Origin of the sequence: Streptomyces bungoensis, assembly GCF_001514215.1 — a bacterium.
GTDB lineage: Bacteria > Actinomycetota > Actinomycetes > Streptomycetales > Streptomycetaceae > Streptomyces > Streptomyces bungoensis.
In genome coordinates this window covers 382,038-400,418 of sequence record NZ_KQ948851.1, presented here as the reverse complement: position 1 = coordinate 400,418, position 18,381 = coordinate 382,038, and the positions used below count along the sequence as shown (strand labels likewise).

Below are 18,381 nucleotides of genomic sequence, written 5' to 3'. Positions count from 1 at the left end.
GTTCGTCACGGGAGGTGAAACTGGCCGGAAACCACCGTTCCACGTACCCGGTTCAGGGCCTGCGGACGTTGCGGAGGTTGGAGCGGGCCATCTGGAGCATGCGGCCGACGCCGCCCTCCAGGACGATCTTCGAGGCGGACAGGGCGAACCCGGTGACCATCTCGGCGCTGATCTTCGGCGGGATGGACAGCGCGTTGGGATCGGTGACGACGTCCACCAGGGCCGGCCCCTTGTGCCGGAAGGCGTCCTTGAGCGCCCCGGCGAGCTGCTTGGGCCGTTCCACCCGGATGCCGTAGGCGCCGCAGGCGCGGGCGACGGCGGCGAAGTCGGGGTTGCTGTTCCTGGTGCCGTACGAGGGCAGGCCCGCGACCAGCATCTCCAACTCCACCATCCCGAGCGAGGAGTTGTTGAACAGCACGACCTTCACCGGCAGGTCGTGCTGCACGAGCGTGAGGAACTCGCCCATCAGCATGGCGAACCCGCCGTCGCCGGACATCGCGACGACCTGCCGGCGCCGGTCGGTGAACTGGGCGCCGATCGCCATGGGCAGCGCGTTCGCCATCGAGCCGTGCGAGAAGGAACCGATGATCCGGCGGCGGCCGTTGGGCGAGATGTACCGGGCGCCCCAGACGTTGCACATCCCGGTGTCGATGGTGAACACGGCGTCGTCGGCGGCGACTTCGTCGAGCACGGCGGCCACGTACTCGGGATGGATCGGCACGTGCTTCTCGACCTTGCGGGTGTACGCCTTGACCACGCCCTCCAGCGCGTCGGCGTGCTTCTTCAGCATCCGGTCGAGGAAGCGGCGGTCGGTCTTCTCCTTCACCCGCGGGACCAGGCAGCGCAGGGTCTCGCGGACGTCGCCCCACACGGCGAGGTCGAGCCGGGAGCGGCGGCCGAGGACCTCGGGCCGTACGTCGATCTGCGCGATCCTCACGTCGTCCGGCAGGAAGGCGTTGTACGGGAAGTCGGTGCCGAGCAGGATCAGCAGGTCGCACTCGTGGGTGGCCTCGTAGGCGGCGCCGTAGCCGAGGAGCCCGCTCATCCCGACGTCGAACGGGTTGTCGTACTGGATCCACTCCTTGCCGCGCAGCGCGTGCCCCACCGGGGACTTGATCCTCCCGGCGAACTCCATCACCTCCGCGTGGGCGCCGGCCGTGCCGGCGCCGCAGAACAGGGTGACCCTGCGGGCCGCGTCGATCATCTCGACGAGCCGGTCGAGCTCGGCGTCGCCGGGCCGGACGGTGGGCCGGGAGGTGACGAGGGCGCTCTGGGGGGCCTTCTCCGGGGCGGGCTCGCCGGCGATGTCGCCGGGCAGGGACACCACGCTCACCCCGCGCTGCCCGACCGCGTGCTGGACGGCGGTCTGCAGCAGCCGGGGCATCTGCTTCGGGCTGGAGATCAGCTCGCTGTAGTGGCTGCACTCCAGGAACAGCCGGTCGGGGTGGGTCTCCTGGAAGTAGCCGAGGCCGATCTCGCTGGACGGGATGTGGGAGGCCAGGGCGAGGACCGGGGCCATCGAGCGGTGGGCGTCGTACAGGCCGTTGATGAGGTGCAGGTTGCCCGGGCCGCAGGAACCGGCGCAGGCGGCGAGCTTGCCGGTGATCTGGGCCTCGGCGCCGGCCGCGAAGGCGGCGCTCTCCTCGTGGCGGACGTGGATCCAGTCGATGGCGGAGTTGCGGCGGACGGCGTCGACGACCGGGTTGAGGCTGTCGCCCACGACGCCGTACAGGCGGCGCACGCCGGCGCGCACGAGGATGTCGACGAACTGTTCGGCGACGTTCTGTTTGGCCATGACTGTCCACTGCCCCTTCGGTCTCCGCGGACCTTCCGGCTTCCATGGAGGCACAGCGGCCGCGGTTACGCCTCCCACACGGCGGCCGCCGTACGGTCGTCGGCGTAGCCCTTCACCCGCACCTGGGCGTCGGCGAGGAACGCGGCGAGGCCGGGCGGGGTGCCGCCGGACCAGCGGCGGGCCAGGTAGGCGCAGAGGGCGGGCTCACCGCGCAGCGGGTCGGCGAGGCCGCTGGTGGCCATCACCAGGACGTCACCCGGGCGGGCTACCGAGGCACGGAACCGGAACGGTTCGCGGGGCGGCTCGGGGGCGGGCTCGTAGGGGCTCGGCGGGGTCGGGATGCCGAGGTCCATGGTGAGCCGGTCGCCCTCGGGGGTCTCGGCGAGGGGTGAACCGAAGCCGACGACGGGGGCGCCGGTGGTACCGGCGGGGCTCACCCGCGGCTCGATGTCCTGCCACTCGCCGTCCCGCAGCCGGAACAGGCCTCCGTCCCCGGTGCCGAAGAACACGCGGGTACGGCAGCCGGGGTCGGCGGGCAGCAGCAGGCAGCGCAGGCTCGCGGTGTGCTCCTCCGGGTCCAGATCGTGTGCGGCGGCGTCGGCGCGCAGCCTGCCGAGGCTGCGGTCGGTCAGCCGGTTCAGACCCGACTTCAGGTCGCCGCGCCGGGCGGCCCGGATGTCCTCCGCCAGCCGCTGGTGACTGCGGCCCACGGCCCGCCCGATCAGCCGGCAGGCCTCCGCCGCGGCGCGGTGCGCCCCCGGCGTGGCCCGCACCCCGGTCGCCATCGCGACCAGCACCAGCGCCTGCTCCCCCGCGCCGAACCGCGCGGTCAGCAGCGCGTCGCGCCGCGGTTCGCCCCGGTACCGCGCCGAGTCCCCGCGCAACGAAACGGCCCGCACCGTGCAGGCCCCGTACCGGGCCCCGTCCAGGACGGTGTCGGCGACCAGCTCACCGAGCGCGTCCGGATCGGCGGCGGGGAGCGTGGTGGGCTCCGGATCGTAGGTCGGGGGCCCGGAGCCGACGTAGTCGAGGGCGGAGGGCACGGCGGGGGGCCGCACGGGTGACGGGGCGCCGGGCGCGGGCGGCACCCGGTGCGTGTCCGGAGCAGCGAGGGGCGCCGACGCGGGCGGCGCCGGATACGCCTCCGCGCCGGAAGGCCCCGCCGGCACGGCCGCACCCGGCGGAGAAGCCGGAGGGGCAGGCGGCGCGGGCACGGACGAAGACGGTGGCGAGGCCGGGGTGTTGGGTGGCGCCGAGGCGGGCGGCGCCGGATACGCCTCCGCGCCGGAAGGCCCCGCCGGCACGGCCGCACCCGGCGGAGAATCCGGAGGAGCAGGCGGCGCGGGCACGGACGAAGACGACGGCGAAACCGGTGGCGAAGCCGGGACGCCAGGCGGCGCCGACGCGGGCGGCGCCGGATACGCCTCCGCGCCGGAAGGCCCCGCCGGCACGGCCGCACCCGGCGGAGAAGCCGGAGGGGCAGGCGGCACAGGCACGGGCGAAGACGGTGGCGAGGCCGGTGGCGAGGCCGGAGCACCGGGCGGCGCCGGATACGCGTCCGCGCCGGAAGCTCGCGCCGGCGCGGCCGGATCCGGCGGGGAGCCTGGAGGAACGGGCGGCGACAGAGGTGCCGCCGGCGTCGGCGGGGGCGGTGGGGGTGTCGTGCGCTGGGGTGGGAGCGGGGGGTCCAGAGGTGGTGCCGTGCCGTCGCCGTCCGGTCGTCCGGTCACCGCGCCGCTCGCCGAGGCGTAGCGGTCGTCCAGGGAGTCCGGGGCGGGCGCGGGGCCCGTGTCCTCGGTGGAGTCGTCGTACAGCTGCTCCCACCAGTCGTCCTCGTGACGGGCGGGCCTGCCCCCCTGCTGGCTCATGCTCCTGATTGTCACCGCACCGGCCCCGGGGAAACGGGGCATCAGGAAAAATACGCGCACCCGCCCGAAAGGACAGGCGCCTCGGGGAGGATGGCCCGAACTGCCTTACGCCAAGCGGATGTCGGCACGTCGCCGCACCGGTCGTGCAGGCCGCCGGGCGGTCCCACCCCCCACGGGAGGACCGCCCGGCGGCAACCGGAGTGACCCGGCCGGATCCCCTGGCGCGCGCTCGCGCACGTCCGGGCCGGGTCACCGTCTTGTGCGGCCGGCTCGCCGAGGAGCCGGCCGATTGGCCGGATTGCGGCTTGGTTTCCCGGGACGCGGCCGTGGACCGTCCGCACGGCCCCGCGTCCTTCGGTGCTGCAACCTTGGCAGACACACCCCGGGTGCGGCGATGATGTTGCGCGGCGGGTTTGCGTCGTGGCCGGTTTCCGCCACCGTGCGGCCCGCGCTGCGGGGGGCGCACCGGAGTCGGGCTGTTTTTCAGGGGAGGGACGTGAGCCGCATGCTGGCAGCGGTGGGGCTGGACGAGACGCACGAGTCGGCGTACCGGGCGCTGGTGTCCGTGGGCGCCGCCGAGGTGGCCGATCTGGCCCGGCGCCTGGCGCTGGCCGAGCCGGACACCGAGCGGGCGCTGCGCCGGCTGGAGCTGCGGGGCCTGGCCGCCCAGTCGCCGGCGCGGCCGGGCCGCTGGGTGGCGGCCCCGCCGGGCGTGGCGCTGGGCGCGCTGCTCACCGAGCGGCGGCACGAGCTGGAGCAGGCGGAGCTGGCGGCGGCGCTGCTGGCGGAGGAGTACCGGGCGGCGGCGGCCGAGCCGGAGGTGCGCGACCTGGTGGAGGTGGTGACCGGCGCCGCCGCGGTCACGCAGCGCTTTCTGCAGTTGCAGCTGGGCGCCGCGGAGGAGGTGTGCGCGCTGGTCACCGGCAGGCCGATGGTGGTCTCCGGGATGGAGAACGACGCGGAGGAGCAGGCGGCGGGGCGCGGGGTGCGCTACCGGGTCGTGGTCGAGCGCGCGGTGCTGGACCTGCCGCACGGGCTCACCGAGCTGTCGGCGGCGCTCGGCCGGGACGAGCAGGTGCGGGCGGTGGACCGGGTGCCGACGAAGCTGGTGATCGCCGACCGGTCGCTGGCCATGGTGCCGCTGTCCTCGAGGACCGCCGAACCGGCCGCGCTGGTGGTGCACGCGAGCGGCCTGCTGGAGTTGCTGGCGGCGCTGTTCGAGTCGGTGTGGCGGGAGGCGCTGCCGCTGCGGATCGGTGCGTCGGGGGCGGCCGAGCAGCAGCCCGGCGGGCCCGACGCGACGGACCTGGAAGTGCTGTCGCTGCTGCTGGCCGGGCTGACCGACGCGAGCGTGGCCAAGCAGCTCGACCTGGGGCTGCGGACCGTGCAGCGCCGGGTGAAGCGGCTGATGGGGCTGGCCGGTGTGACGACCCGGCTGCAGCTGGGCTGGCACGCCTACGAGCGGGGCTGGGTCTCCCGGGACGCCGATCCCGCCGGTTGAGGCAGGACCGGGGCCAGCGCGCGGGCCACGGTGTCGGCGATCGCCCGCATGCCCGTGTCGTTGAAGTGCAGGTGGTCGCCGGGGTCGTAGCCGGGCCGGATCCGGCCGGGTGCGGACGGGTCGCGTACGGCGGCGTCGGCGTCGGCGACCGCGTCGAAGGCGCCCCCGGTGCGGATGAACGCGTTGACCCGCTGCCGTACCGCCTCGCCCGCCGCGGTGTGGGCGGGGTACCCGCCGTACGGGGTGAGCGTGACGCCGACGACCCGGATGCCCCGGGCGTGCGCGCGGGCGACGAGGGTGCGGTAGGCGGTGGCGAAGGCGGCGGGGTCGTCCGCCACGGGCGTGCCCTTGATGTCGTTGATGCCCTCGAACACGATCAGCACCCGCACCCCGGTCCGGTCCAGGGCGTCGGGGTCCAGGCGGGCCAGGGCGCTCGGTCCGGCGCCGTCGCGCAGCAGGCGGTTGCCGGCGATCCCGGCGTTGAGGACGCCGTGGCCGCGCAGCCGCTGGGCGAGCAGGTCGGGCCAGCGGTGGTTGGTGTCGGGGGTGGAGCCGTTGCCGTCGGTGAGGGAGTCGCCCAGGGCGACGACGCTGCCGGTGGCGGGACCGAGGACGTCGACGCCGGTGACGTAGTACCAGAAGTCGGTACGGACGGTGTACGCGGCGCCGCTCTCGTCGGCCGCGTGGCCGGTGTCCGCAAGGTAGCTGGTCTGCAGGGCGGTGCGGTGGTAGGTGGCCGGGCCTGAGCCGGTCGGGGTGGCGACGGTGACCAGCAGGTCGGCCGCGGCGGGTACGGGCAGCGGGACGGGGTCGCTGAGCAGGTCCCGGCCCCCGGGGACGGTGGGGGCGTGGACGCCCCGGAAGGTGACGGTGCGCAGGCTGCCGGGCACGGCGTCCGGCCCGGTGCCGCGCCGCAGCGCGACCGTGACCGCGCCGAGCCGGAGCGGGGCGGTGCCGAGCCGGTTGGCGATCCGGATCCGCACGGCGGTGCCGCCGGCGCTGAGGTGCACGACGTTGCGGACGGCGGTGCCGGGCAGCGCGGGGGCGGTGCCGGAGGGGGCCGCCTCCCAGCTGCCGGTCCAGCGGGCCGGGGCGGGCGCGGCGGCGGGCGTCGCGGTGCCGTGCGGCGTGGCCGTGGCGGCCGCGGTCGCCGTCGTGCCCGGCAGTGCCGCGAGCAGGACTGCCGTGAGGACCCGCCCGACCTTGCCCATCGTGTGCCGCCCGCCTTCCCGTGCCCCGTCGGAGGCGACCGTCCCACAGGGCCGCCGCCCCGCACGGGAACATCACCACCGGTCCACCCGCACGGCGTAGCGCCGAGGGTCGGGAGCACGGCTGGGGTCCTTCGTCTGGATCAGGCCCGCGAGCCCGGCATGATCCGAACGAGAGGCCCTAGGCGGGGAGGGCGCCCTCCAGGGTCAGCAGCCTGATCTTGCGGTCCAGGCCGGCCGCGTAGCCGGTCAGTGAGCCGTCCGCGCCGATGACGCGGTGGCAGGGGCGCAGGACGAGGAGCGGGTTGGCGCCGATCGCGCCGCCGACGGCGCGGACCGCGGCGCGGGGTGCGCCGACGCGGGCGGCGATCTCGCCGTAGGTGGTGGTGGCGCCGTACGGCACGGAGTCGAGGGCCGCCCACACCCGCTCGCGGAACGCGGTGCCGTGCGTCCGCAGGGGCAGCCGGAACTCCTTCAGTTCCCCGGCGAAGTAAGCGCCGAGCTGCTCGGTGGCCGCCCGGAAGGGGCCGGGGTCCGGGCGCCAGTCGTCCCGCACGGTCCGGCCGCCCTTCTGCCCGGGCAGGGAGAGGGAGGTGAGCGCGCCGTCGGGGCCCGCGGTGAGCAGCAGCTGCCCGAGCGGGGTGGCCACGTGGGTCCAGTAGGTCGTTTCCGTCACGGTGTCAGTTCTCCTGCTGCGTAGAGGTGTCGGGCGGCGTAGGAGCGCCACGGGCGCCAGGCGTCGGGGGCGTCCAGGCCGGGCGGGGCCACGTCCGGGTCGCCGAGGGCGCGGACCCGCAGGGTGGCGACGGCGGCCGCGGTCATGCCGGGCAGGGCGCGCAGGGCCCGCTCGGTCGCGTCCCGGTCGGCGCCCGGGTCGAGTCGTACGGTGCCGTCGGCGAGGGCGGCGGCGAGCGCGCCCAGCGGGCCGCCCGGTTCGGCCCCGGCGAGCGCGGCGGCCTCCGGGAAGAGGTGGGTGAGGCTCCCGCTGGGCGCGTCGAGCGCCTTGCCGTGGCGCCGGACCAGGTCCGCGGCGCCGGCCACGCCCACCAGCGCCCGTACGGCGGGCTCCAGCGGGTCGACGGCGCCGGGTGAGCGCAGGCCGGGCCGGGCGGCGACCAGGGGGGCGAGCCGCGGGTCGGCGGCGAGCCGGTCGTCGACCGCGTACGGGTCGGCGTCGAGGTCGAGCAGCCGGCGCAGCCGCTGTACGGCGGTGGCCAGGTCCCGCGGGTCGGTCAGCTCCAGCCGGGCGTCGAGCCAGCCGCCCGGATGCGTGCCGCCGCCCGCCCGGGGCACCCCGGGGCGCTCCGCGACGGCGACGAGCGCGGTGCCGTGGGGCAGCCGCAGGGTGCGCCGGTAGGTGCGGCCGCCGGGGGCGCCGCTCACCTCCTCGACGCCGGGTACGGCCTCCCGCGCGAGCTGGTCGAAGACGGCGCCGGCCTGGTAGGGGCCGCGGTGGGCGAGCCGGAGGGGGATGCCGGTGCCGGGGGCGGCCCGGCGGGCGTCACCGCCCCGGGGTGCGGTGGCCCGCACCCCGGTCGGCGTCGCGTCGTACACCTCGCGGATGGTGTCGTTGAACTGCCGCACGCTGGCGAAGCCGGACGCGAACGCGACCTCGGTGACCGGCAGCCCCGTGGTCTGCAGCAGCACCCGGGCGGTGTGGGCGCGCCGGGCCCGGGCCAGGGCGACCGGTCCGGCGCCGACCTCGGCGGTGAGCTGGCGCTGCACCTGCCGGGCGCTGTAGCCGAGCCGGGCCGCGAGTCCGGCGACGCCCTCGCGGTCCACGACGCCGTCGGCGATCAGGCGCATGGCCCGGCCCACGGCGTCGGCACGGACGTTCCACTCGGCGGAGCCGGGCACGGCGTCGGGCCGGCACCGCCGGCAGGCCCGGAAACCCGAGCGCTGCGCGGCGGCGGCGGTCGCGAAGAACCGCACGTTGTGCCGTTTCGGGGTCACCGCCGGGCAGCTGGGCCGGCAGTAGATCCCGGTCGTCTCGACGGCGAAGAAGAACGCACCGTCGAACCGCCCGTCCCGGCTGCGCACCGCCTCGTACCTGCTGTCCTCGTCCATCACGAGTCCAGTGTGGGCCGGGACGGCGCCCCGGGCTGGCGGAAATCGGACACGGAGCACGGGCACGGGCTCGGGCACTGAGCGGGGGGACGGGCACGGAGGACGCGGAGGCGGTCACGACCACCGCCCCCGCTTGGCCTCCATCGCCGCGCGCCCCTGGGCCCCCTTCCGCTTCCAGTCCCGCCGCAGCTCGGCACGCACCCGCGCGTCGGTCTTGGCGACGATCCACTGGTTCTCCCGCAGGAGCTTGCGGTAGCTCTCCAGGCGGCGCGCCGACAGCTCGCCGCACTCCAGGGCGGCGAGCACCGCGCAGCCGGGCTCGGTGTCGTGCGCGCAGTCCTGGAAGCGGCAGCGCCCGGCCAGCTCCTCGATCTCGGAGAACACCTGCCCGACCCCGCTCTCGGCGTCGAACAGGCCGACCCCGCGCAGCCCCGGGGTGTCGATGAGCACGCCGCCGGAGGGCAGCGGCAGCAGGTTCCGGGTGGTCGTGGTGTGCCGGCCCTTGCCGTCGACGTCCCGGGCCGCCCGTACGTCCATGACGTCCTCGCCGACGAGCGCGTTGGCCAGCGTCGACTTGCCGGCACCGGACTGCCCTAGCAGCACGGACGTGCCCGTGCCGACGAGGGCGACGAGCACGTCGAGGCCGTCGCCGTGCAGCGCGCTGACGGTGAGCACGGGCACGCCGGGCGCGCTCGTCTCCACGTCCTGCACGAGATGCGCCAGCGTCACGGGATCCGGCACGAGGTCGGCCTTGGTGAGGACGACCACGGGCTGCGCCCCGGACTCCCAGGCGAGGGCGAGGAACCGCTCGACGCGCCCGAGGTCGAGTTCGACGGCGAGGGACACGGCGACGACGGCGTGGTCGACGTTGGCGGCGAGGATCTGCCCCTCGGAGCGCTTGGAGGAGGTGGAGCGCACGAAGGCGGTGCGGCGCGGCAGATACGCGCGCACGTAGCGGGGATGGCCGCCGGGCTCGACGGCGACCCAGTCACCGGTGCACACGACGCGCAGCGGGTCGTGCGGGGTGACGAACGCGGTGTCGGCGCGCAGCACGCCGTCCGCGGTGGCCACGTCGCACTGGCCGCGGTCGACGCGGATCACCCGCCCGGGCAGCAGCCCTTCGGCCTCGTACGGGGTGAACGCGTCGGCCCAGGCCTCGTCCCAGCCGTAGGGAGCGAGCGCGGAGAAGACTGCGGAGGAGGAAGACAAGGGAAACCCTTCACAGGGGTGGCCCCGGGCCGCGCACAGCGCGCGGTCAGGTCAACCGGTGGCCACGGAGGTGGACTTGACGAGTACCTGGATGCGGGCAGCGCCCATCACGGAGACAGTCATCGGTCAACACCTCCCGTTTTCCAACTCGGCCGACAGCGGCGGCAGACAGCAGCGGCGGACAGCCACTGCCTGAAGCGAGCCTCACACTAGGTGCGCCCGCACTCGGGCGCCACCGGTTTTCCGCGTGCACCGCTCCGCCCGCCGCTCGCACGGCGGGCGGAGCGCACCTTTCGGGTCAGGCGCACCCGGCCGGGGCCGGCCGCGACGCGTCGTCGATCAGTGCCTGCTGGGCCGCCCTCAGTCGCTCGACGTCGGGCTTGACGACCCTGCGGTCGTAGGTGAGCAGCGGTTGAGTTCGCCGGCCAGTTGAAGGTGACCCACTTGCGTCTTACACCGTCTCCACAGGCAGACGCCGCCAGCCCGGCGGGCAGGATGTTGCGCGCCGCATTCACGTCGCGGTCATGCGTGGTGTCGCAGTCGCACGTCCACTCGCGGACGTTCAGCGGCAGCCTCCCGCGGACCGTGCCGCAGGCCCCGCACAGCTTGGAACTGGGGAACCATCGGTCGATCACGACGAGTTCGCGCCCGTACCAGGCGCATTTGTACTCCAGCATGGAGCGCAGTTCCGTCCACGATGCGTCGCTGATCGCGCGAGCGAGCGAGTGGTTCTTCAGCAGACTGCGGACGGTCAGGTCCTCGATCACGACCATTTGGTTCTCACGGACGAGACGAGTCGACAGCTTGTGCAGGAAGTCGCGGCGCCGGTCGGCGATCCGCGCGTGGACCTTGGCGACGCGACGCCGGGCCTTCTCCCGGTTCGCCGAACCCTTCGCCTTCCGCGGCAGCTCCCGCTGCGCACGGGCCAGACGGGCGCGGTCACGCCGCTCGTGCTTCGGGTTGGCGACCTTCTCCCCGGTGGACAGGGTCACCAGGGAGGTGACCCCGGCGTCGATGCCCACGGCCGCCGTGGTGGCGGGGGCCGGGGCCATGCTGTCCTCGCACAGCAGGGACACGAACCAGCGTCCCGCCGCGTCGCGCGACACCGTCACCGTCGTGGGCTCCGCACCCTCGGGCAGCGGACGGGTTCCGGGTGCGCAGGGTCAGTGGCTCGCCGGGTGACGGTGGCCACCTTGTGCCTGCCTCGTGCGCGTGACGGTGACCGTCGGAATCGTTCGGTGCCTTCTCTACGAGGACCGAGGACATGAATCCGCTACACCGAGCACGAGGACGCGCACCGGCTGAGGATCGGCCCGGCCAAGGGCACCTTCCCGGGGCTGGTGAGCCGCCGTACCTTCACCGTGTCCTTCCTCGGGGTGGAACAGCCGCCGCGGCAGGTGGTCGCCGACGGCACCCGGCTGTCGGACCGGGCGTGGCACTGGGACGCCGACGGTCACGTCCTGCGGATCAGCCTCCCCTCGCACGGTGTTCGCGACGCCGTGACCGTCGGGTACCGGTAGCCGGGTCCCCGCCGGGCGTCACACGACGGCGATCACGACGATCGCGACGAGCACGGCCCCCATCAGGCCCAGGAGGCTGCCGACGACGCAGCCGGGCCTGCTCGTCAGGTCCCCGAACCGCACCCCGAAGGCCGGCGTCCGCCGGGCGCCGGCCGGGGGTGCGGGCGGTGCCGGCGATTCCGGCCGGGGCAGGGAGGCCGCGTGGGCCGTGCGGGCCGCGTGCGGCGGGGAGCCGGAGGGCGGCGGGACGGCGGGCGCGCCGCCCTTGCGCATCTCGTTGCGCAGGATCCGGCTCCACACCTGCGGCGGCAGGTCGGGCACCTGGCCGCCCTGCGGTTCGACGAGGACGTCACGGAGCCAGTTGCCCGTGGCGGGACGGCGGTCCCGGTTCATGAACTCGAACAGTTCCAGCAGGTCGTGCAGATACCGCGGGTCCCGGGCCGACGGGGCCACGGCCCAGTGGAAGAGCCTGGCCGCCCGCTGGGCCGCGGCCGCCTGCGAGGTGTGCTGCGCGGCGCCCGGGTCCCCCGGGAGGAGGTACAGGGACCGGCTGAGCACCTGGGCGCACAGCGCGTCGCGCATCTCGGGGCCGCGCACCTGGAGCCGGGCGGGCCTGCCCAGCTCGTTCAGCACCAGCTCCAGGGAGTCCGGCGACAGCTCCCCGGACCGCAGTTCGCCGAGGAGGGCCTCGTCGGAGTGCCCGGCGAGTTCAGCCGTCAGGTAACTGTGCCGCATGCCGTCCGTGCGCCGGTGCTCGCGCAGCTCCCGGTGCAGGGCGTACGGGTCCCGGGCGGCCGGGACGGCCCCGGGGACGGCGGGCAGTCCGGTGTCCGGCGCCGGTCCGAGCGGTGCGGCGGTCCCGTACCCGGTGGGCGGGACGGACGCGGTGGGCGGGACGGCCCCGGGGGCAGCGGGCAGACCGGTGTCCGACGCCGGTCCGAGCGGTGCGGCGGGGAACCTGGTGTCCGGCGCCGGTCCGAGCGGTGCGGCGGTCCCGTACCCGGTGGGCGGGACGGACGCGGCGTGCGGCCTGCCGGGCGGCCCGGCAGGTGGCCCGGCAGGTGGCCCGGCAGGGGGTACGGCAGGGGGTTCCGCGGGTGGCACGCCCGGGGGTGCGGTGTGAGGCATCGTCGCGGGCGCCGGTCCCGTCTCCGGGCCGGCCACGGCCCACGCCCGCTCCTGCGGCTGCGGCCGTTCCTGGGCCCGCTCCCGTACCTGCGCCGGCCCGCGGACCCGCTCTGCTCCAGCGTCCCCTTCCCAGACCTGACGCACGGCTGCTCCGGGGGCCCGGTCCGGTTCGCGGTCCCGTTCTCGCGTCTGGTGCACGGCCGGCCCGCGGCCCTGGTCCGGTTCCCGGTCCGTGGCCGGGGCCGGGTGCTGGGGCCGGCCGTCCCCCGGGTCCCGCTCCGGTGCGCTGCCCGCGGCCGCCGGGCCGCGTCCGAAGTCCCTCTCCGAGCCCGGCTGGTGACCGGGTCCCTCCGCCGTGCGCCTCCGGGTGGCGCGGTGGTCGATGATGTCCTGGAGCAGGGCGCGGCGGTGCTCCCAGCCCAGGGCCGCGCCGTCGGGGAGGTCGTCGACCAGGTGCGGCACGCCGGGACGCGCCTGCGGGTTCTCGAGCAGGTGCTCCACGAGCCGGCCCGCCGCACGCTGTGCGAAGCTCGCGCGGGTGGGCGGGCGGCACATCACCCGGGCGAGCGGGCCGGGTCCGCCGGTGTCCTGTTCCCAGCGCGGGACGGACATCAGCCGCAGGGGGTGGGTGTCCACCGTGTCGTACGTGGTGAACGTCCACTCGTGGGGCAGCCAGTTGCCGAAGATCATGAACAGTCCGTAGTAGACCAGCGGCACCGCCTCCGGGTCCGGCCAGGCGTCCGGTGCCTCCTCCTCCACCAGCAGCGACAGCCGCTGCCGCGGATCGCGGAGCAGTTCCGCCGTGGCCAGGGTCAGCGCGTGCTTGACGTCCGGCAGCCGGTCCACCATGCGGGGCAGCGCGGGGCGCGCCAGCTCGTCGAGGACCGCGCAGTCGATCTCCGGCTGCTGCCCCGACGCCCCCTCCGCCTTCGCGCGGTTGCTGAAGCCCCGGTGGGCCAGGGCGATGCACTGCCGTGTCTTCAGGGCCTGGGGACGGCCGACCAGGACGTGGCTGACCGTGCTCGGCCGGCCGCCCCGGTCGGTGGTGGGCCAGCGCTGTACGAGCATGACGTGGCGGCCGTCCCGGGACAGGGTGCGCACGACGCTCGGCCGGGCCGCCGCGGGACCGGACACCCACAGCAACGGGCCGAGTTCGCGGCCCAGTTCCGCGGCCTGCTCGGCCGGGCAGGAGTGGGCGACGGCGCTCATGCCGGTGACCTGGCGGCCGTGGTTGCCGTCCCAGCGGAAGACGACCTGGTGCACCGGGCCGCGCTCCTGGAATCCGCTCACTGTCGTTCCTCTCCCCCGGATCCCCCGGACCCGTCCGTCTCCTCCCACGGCACCGCCTCGATCACGGGCGTCTCGCCGACGGCGAGCGCCTCGGCGCCGCCCGGCACGTCGATCAGCCCGTGCATCGCCAGCAGTGCCAGCAGCGGTTCCAGCACCCGCCGCGGCTCGGTGCCCGCCGGGTAGCGTCCGCCCGCCTCCTGGCCGCCGGTCGCGGACGCGACGTGCAGGGTGCAGCGGCGGATCGCGTCGAAGGGCCGCAGCCACGCCTGGCCGGCGTACCGGCGCAGCAGCCCGTACACGTCCCGGCTCTCCTCGCGCACCAGCGCGGGGTCGAGCGAGGTGGCCGGCGGCCGGGCGAGCCACCGGTCGACGGGGGGCTGGAACCTGAGCAGGTCCGCCTTGCCGAGCACCACCGCGGCGGGCACGTCCAGGTAGGGGCCGTTCTTCGGCAGCCGGTCGAGGACGGTGCCGAAGGCCAGGTCGCCGTCCCGGTTCACCTCCACGCCCCAGCGCTCCCGGACGTGGTCGAGCTGCGGCAGGGGCAGGGCCAGCGCCGGGTCGACGACGAAGATCAGGGCGTCGACGCCGAGCAGGAACCGCAGCGCGGCGTCGGTGCGCACCAGGTCCTCGCCGCCGAGGTCGAAGAAGCCGACGGGACGCACCTGCCCGCGGGCGTCGGTGATCAGCAGCGCCTCCACGAAGCGGGCGAAGTCGCTGAGGGCGGCCGTGTGGTCGAGGACCTTGCCGCCGCGCAGCGGCTGCACCCGCTCCCGCACGAAGCGGGCGTGCTGCTCGGGGTTGACGGACTGCCACTTCAGGCGGAACGGCTCCAGTCCGCCGTCGGTGACGGCCGCGATCATCTGGGTCAGCAGGTGGCTCTTGCCGGTGGAGGACTGGCCGACCATCGCGACGGTCAGCGGGCGGCCGTACGTCAGGTAGGGCACCGGGATGAAGTGCTCGGGGAAGGACGGGTTCGCCGTGCACTTCTGGACGGCTGCGCGCATGGCGTCGTGCCGGCTGACGAGGCTGGTGATGCCGGCGGGGTCCAGTTTCTTCCGGTACTGCAGGGTGTCGTCGGCGACGAACAGCTTCGACAGGTCGAGCCGGATGTTCTCCAGGCAGTACGGGCAGAGCACCTCGCCGCCGCCGGGCCCGGCCGGCGTGTCGTCGCCGGAACGAGCGGGCGGGGACTGCCGTTTGAGGCGCAGCGCCTCCTCGAAGGCCTCCCGGTGCGGGCGTGTCTCGTCGGGGGGCACGGTGAGCCGGATGCGGCCGGTGGCGCCCGGCGCCACGAGGTCGAGCAGCTGGGCGGGCGTCGGCCGGTCGGCGGCCCTGGGGGCGAAGGCGCGGCGCAGCGTCCGGTCGAGCACCCGGTGCTCGGCGAGGTCGGCGGGGGGCCCGTCGGCCGGTCCCGGCCGCCCGGTGACCAGCCGGTAGAGCACCTGGGCCGCGCTCCACACCGCGTCCCGGGGGTCGGCGAGCCCCTCGCCGCGCCGCTGTTCGGGCGGGCAGTAGGGCGGCCGGCCCCACGGGGTGCGCCGCTGCCCCGTCCCGGTCACCGCCTCCAGGCCCCACAGCTGCACCCGGGCGCCGTCCCAGAGCACGGTGGCGGGCGAGAGGCCGCGCGGCACGAGGCCCTGGCCGTCCAGCAGGCACAGCGCCAGCATCAGGTCCCGGGTGAAGCGCTGCTGGTCGGAGGCGGCCATCACCTGGGTCCGCGCGGCGGGCAGGCCGCGCGGTGCGGCGTAGAGCAGGAACGGCTCGGCCGTGTCCGGCTCGTAGCCGACGACCCGGGGGAAGAGGGGCCCGTACTCGGTGTCCTCGAGCAGCCGGTGCAGCCGCAGGGCGGTGCCCGCCTCGGTGTCCAGCAGGGCGCGGGCGGCCGGGCGGGCCGCGTCGGCGGCCGACAGCCGCACCTGCACGCACTGCTGCCCCTCGTCGTCCAGCATGCAGTTGCGGATCAGCTGGGGCAGCGGCCGCTCCCGGCGCGACTCGGGTCCGAAGCGGGCGGGGGTGACACGGCGGCGGCCCGAGGGAGAGGTGAACTCGAGCTTGTCCGGGCGGCTCACCAGCTCTCACCGTCCCGCCGGTCGTACGGGTCCGACGGGGCGTCCGGGTCCGGTCCGCCGTGGGGGCCGGTTCCGTCGCCGTACGGATCACGCCGGTCGAAGGGGTCCGGCCGGTCGTAGGGGTCCGGCCGGTCGTACGGGTCGCGCGGCTCCTCCCGGTACCGGCGCTCGTACGGGTCCGTGCCGTTCTCGGGGCCGGCGCCGTAGCGGGGGCGGACGGTGTCCACCACGCCGATGCGCAGCGGGGTGAGCCGGACCAGGCCCGCGTAGCGGCCCGACGAGGTCCACAGGACGTCCTCCGGCCGGCCGGAGCCCGTGGAGCGCCAGGCCTTCTCGACGTCGTCCCGTACGGCCCGGGGGGCGAACCGGATCCACACGGCGGCGGCCGGGTCACGGCTGAGCAGGGCGCCCTGCTCGGGCGAGGACAGCTGCACCACGGCCTGCCGGTCGGCCTCCGTGCCGACCAGTTCGGCCGGGCCGTGCGGGTCGGTGCCGAGCAGGCTCGCCGAGGTGGCGCGGACCCGGCGGGGAGCGGCGAACGGCGGTGCCGCCAGGACGCCGTTGTGCTGGAGGTGGCGGCGGGCCGTGGACAGCAGTTCGCGGACGCGCTCCTCCGTGCGCCGGACGGCGAGAGTGCCGGCCTGGCCTCGTTCGACGGCGCCCCAGTACGGCTTCATGGCCTCCAGGGCGGCGTCCGTCAGATCACCGGCCAGGGTGGCGACCAGTTCCGGTCCGCCCTCGCCGGTCTCCCGGTCCAGCCAGCGCGGAGGCTCCTTGGCGCGGTCCTCCCAGGGCCCGGCGGATCCCTTGTCCCGATGCTCCCCGGGTCCGCCGCCGGCGCGGGCCGGTTCCTCCCAGGCGGGCTCGTCCTGCCAGGCGTAGACGCTCGCCCAGTCGCCGTCCTCCTCGTCGGAGCCGGCGGCGGTGTCGTCCGTCTCCAGGGCGGACGGGCTGGAGAGCCAGTCGTCCTCGGCGGGCGCCTGGGCGCCCGGGGAGCCGAAGGCGCCGGGCGCGGTGAGCCGGTCCGGCTCGGGCAGCGCCTCGGCCTCCGCCGCGGCCGCCGTCGCGCGGAGCATGCCGGCGACGGACCGGGCGGCGTCGGCGCAGTACAGGCGCTCCTCGACGGCCCAGTGCTCGCGGACCGCCTCGGCCAGCAGGGCGTCCAGACCGTTCAGGGACCGGCGCAGTACGGCCGTCGTCCGGCCCGGCGCCCAGGCGGCGGCCGCCGCCCGCCACAGCCGGCGGGCCGCTTCCCCGGCGGCGCCGAGGCCCGCGAGCAGGCCGGCGCCGCCCAGCCAGAGGGGCGGCCCGGCCGCGTAGGCCACGGCCGCTGCGGCCACCGCCCCGGCGAACGCCGCGACGCGCGGCGCCACGGCCCAGCGGCCGGGGCGGCCGGAGCCGCGCAGCCGGGCCGCGCCGAGCAGCGCCATGCCGGTGAAGAGCAGCGGGACGACGAGGGCCAGCGGCAGGTACGGCCCCTGCCACAGGCCGGCGAGCAGGCCCGCCGCGCCCGGCAGGAGCACGGTGACGGGGAGCCCGGGCGGCGGGGTGCCGGCCGCCCCGGTCTGCCGGGCCACGGCGTCCGGGGAGTGGTCGGCGAGGCGGGGCAGCAGCGCGGAGCCCGGCACGGGCTGCACCCGTCCCGCGAGGCCCGTGAAGCGCTGGGCCACCGCCCGCATGGGCAGGCCCTGGGCGAGCAGCCTGCCCGCGAACTCCTTCAGGCCCTCGCCGATCCGCTCGCCGATGCCCTCGGCGGACGGCACCCGCAGGCCGAGCGCGGTGAGCCGGGCGGCGGACTCGGCGGCCGTGGGCGCCGCTCCCCCGCCGCCGCGCAGGGCGGTGGCGACCAGGTCCCGGTACTCGTCGAGGGCCCTGCGGGCCTGGTCGACGTCCGCCTCGAACGCCTCCCGGCGCGCGGGCCGCAGCAGCCCGGGCAGGCCCTGCAGCGCCGTCAGCTCGTCCTCGGCGTAGTCGAGGGCCTCCGCGCAGGCGCGGTAGGCGTCGTCGGCGACCCCGCCGGGCTCCCGGTGCCGCTGCTCCCGGACGGCCCGGGCGGCGACCAGGGCGCGCAGCGGCTCGGGCAGATCGGCGCCGCTGGACGCCGACTGCAGGACGTCCGGCGCGAGTTCGGTGTCCTCGCCGGCGAACCGGGTGAGCGCGTCGCGCCAGGCGCGGTCGCGCACCTCCGGCGGCAGGTCCTGCTCCAGCAGCCGCACCCCGGGCGCCGCGACGGACTGGGGCAGCGACCGCAGGGCGTCCAGGACACCGAGGTAGAGGTCCGGGACCGAGAGCACGTCGACCAGCACCGCCAGCGCGTCCGGGTCGTCGGGCGGGGGCTGCTCCAGCGCGGTGCGGGCGGAGCGCAGGTCGCCGGCCCACAGCAGGCCGGTGCCCGAGCTGCGCAGCACGGCGGGGCGCACCAGCCGGCGGTCGGGCTGGAACGCCTCGTCCTCGCCGGCGTACGTGCCGGGGGCGCTGCCGACCAGCAGCACCAGCAGCCTCACCTCGCCCACGGCCCGGTACTTGGTGAGCAGTTCGTACTGCAGCTGGTGGTCGGTGAGCCCGGCCGGGGTGTCGACCACCAGGAAGAGCGGGTCATCCGGTTCCGGCAGCGCGGCGCGGCCGAGCTGCCGGGCGACACGGGAGCGCAGGGCCGGCGCGCTGTCCAGCTCGGCGGCCCCGGACCTCAGGTCCAGCTGGATGACGGCGCCGAGGTGCTGGGGCAT

11 protein-coding genes and 1 pseudogene are annotated in these 18,381 nt (G+C 76.1%); 2 read left to right on the top strand and 10 right to left on the bottom strand.

What is annotated here, in order from left to right:
• Window positions 1-52: 52 nt before the first annotated feature.
• Together AQJ66_RS01535 and AQJ66_RS36830 are read right to left on the bottom strand one after the other, a co-directional pair.
• Window positions 53-1,795 carry a pyruvate dehydrogenase gene (locus AQJ66_RS01535; protein ID WP_061915185.1) on the bottom strand — a complete coding sequence of 581 codons (1,743 nt, stop codon included), beginning with the start codon at window positions 1,793-1,795 and terminating at the stop codon, window positions 53-55.
• A 65-nt stretch (window positions 1,796-1,860) separates the two neighbouring features.
• Window positions 1,861-3,291, bottom strand: coding sequence for a protein phosphatase 2C domain-containing protein (locus AQJ66_RS36830; RefSeq protein WP_425264259.1), 1,431 nt, complete (start codon window positions 3,289-3,291; stop codon window positions 1,861-1,863).
• An 877-nt stretch (window positions 3,292-4,168) separates the two neighbouring features.
• Between AQJ66_RS36830 and AQJ66_RS01525 the strand changes: the two genes are divergently transcribed.
• A complete protein-coding gene (locus AQJ66_RS01525) occupies window positions 4,169-5,164 on the top strand; it encodes a helix-turn-helix domain-containing protein (RefSeq protein WP_061915179.1) in 996 nt (331 codons plus the stop codon).
• Here the strand turns inward: AQJ66_RS01525 and AQJ66_RS01520 are convergent.
• The 5 genes and pseudogenes from AQJ66_RS01520 to AQJ66_RS36825 all read right to left on the bottom strand — a co-directional run.
• Window positions 5,119-6,375 (bottom strand): SGNH/GDSL hydrolase family protein, encoded by a 1,257-nt coding sequence (locus tag AQJ66_RS01520; RefSeq protein ID WP_061915177.1) that lies wholly within the window; start codon window positions 6,373-6,375, stop codon window positions 5,119-5,121. The two genes, AQJ66_RS01525 and AQJ66_RS01520, sit on opposite strands and share 46 nt — an antisense overlap.
• Window positions 6,376-6,553: 178 nt before the next feature.
• The gene (locus AQJ66_RS01515) at window positions 6,554-7,048 is read right to left on the bottom strand and encodes a methylated-DNA--[protein]-cysteine S-methyltransferase (RefSeq protein ID WP_061915174.1); all 495 of its coding nucleotides are present in this window, start codon (window positions 7,046-7,048) and stop codon (window positions 6,554-6,556) included.
• On the bottom strand, window positions 7,045-8,439 hold the full coding sequence (locus AQJ66_RS01510) for a bifunctional transcriptional activator/DNA repair enzyme AdaA (protein ID WP_208611275.1): 1,395 nt from the start codon (window positions 8,437-8,439) through the stop codon (window positions 7,045-7,047). Before AQJ66_RS01510 ends, AQJ66_RS01515 begins: the two co-directional genes overlap by 4 nt.
• A 114-nt stretch (window positions 8,440-8,553) precedes the next feature.
• On the bottom strand, window positions 8,554-9,648 hold the full coding sequence (gene rsgA / locus AQJ66_RS01505) for a ribosome small subunit-dependent GTPase A (protein ID WP_061915167.1): 1,095 nt from the start codon (window positions 9,646-9,648) through the stop codon (window positions 8,554-8,556).
• A 449-nt stretch (window positions 9,649-10,097) separates the two neighbouring features.
• Window positions 10,098-10,796 (bottom strand): annotated as a pseudogene (locus AQJ66_RS36825) (RNA-guided endonuclease InsQ/TnpB family protein); the annotation flags it as partial.
• Window positions 10,797-10,988: 192 nt separating this feature from the next.
• Between AQJ66_RS36825 and AQJ66_RS01495 the strand changes: the two are divergent.
• Window positions 10,989-11,168 (top strand): hypothetical protein, encoded by a 180-nt coding sequence (locus AQJ66_RS01495; RefSeq protein ID WP_061915162.1) that lies wholly within the window; start codon window positions 10,989-10,991, stop codon window positions 11,166-11,168.
• An 18-nt stretch (window positions 11,169-11,186) separates the two neighbouring features.
• On the opposite strand, the gene AQJ66_RS40560 is transcribed toward AQJ66_RS01495, so the two are convergent.
• Genes AQJ66_RS40560 through AQJ66_RS38725 form a run of 3 tightly spaced genes read right to left on the bottom strand, consistent with a single transcriptional unit; the run spans window position 11,187 to window position 18,381 of the window.
• A complete protein-coding gene (locus AQJ66_RS40560) occupies window positions 11,187-13,586 on the bottom strand; it encodes a hypothetical protein (protein WP_061915159.1) in 2,400 nt (799 codons plus the stop codon).
• On the bottom strand, window positions 13,583-15,655 hold the full coding sequence (locus tag AQJ66_RS01485) for a protein kinase family protein (protein ID WP_244162708.1): 2,073 nt from the start codon (window positions 15,653-15,655) through the stop codon (window positions 13,583-13,585). The genes AQJ66_RS40560 and AQJ66_RS01485 overlap by 4 nt, the downstream gene beginning before the upstream one ends.
• Window positions 15,652-18,381, bottom strand: a complete 2,730-nt coding sequence (locus tag AQJ66_RS38725) for a hypothetical protein (RefSeq protein ID WP_063803994.1) — start codon at window positions 18,379-18,381, stop codon at window positions 15,652-15,654. Before AQJ66_RS38725 ends, AQJ66_RS01485 begins: the two co-directional genes overlap by 4 nt.